The 246-nt window shown below is 49.2% G+C and carries 1 protein-coding gene; it reads right to left on the reverse strand.

The genetic code is table 11. From position 1 onward, the window contains the following. Positions 1–97: 97 nt before the first annotated feature. Positions 98–241: an acyl-CoA reductase gene (locus L9G74_RS23310; protein WP_369123401.1), complete on the reverse strand. Its 144-nt coding sequence runs from the start codon at positions 239–241 to the stop codon at positions 98–100. Between the last annotated feature and the right edge of the window lie 5 nt (positions 242–246).

A 246-nucleotide genomic window follows, 5' to 3' on the forward strand; every position in this document is an offset into this window, starting at 1 on the left:
CCTTCTTTGGCAAACTGCTTCGCAATTGTTGCCCCAATTCCGCGACTACTGCCCGTTACTAGTGCGACCTGATTTTTCAGTAACATACTTATCCTCCTCACTCAACGTCCGGGTCAAATTTCTCAGCAGCCCGCTCGGTATTTTGCTCAACATCGATGAATCGCAGTAGATCCAGTAAATTAAAGTGGCCGTCATGATGCCAGCCTGGTTTTGCCCGGGTCATCTCACCTAACGCGCTAATCCGAT

It is taken from the genome of Shewanella electrica (assembly GCF_022321485.1).
GTDB classification, from domain to species: Bacteria; Pseudomonadota; Gammaproteobacteria; order Enterobacterales; family Shewanellaceae; genus Shewanella; species Shewanella electrica.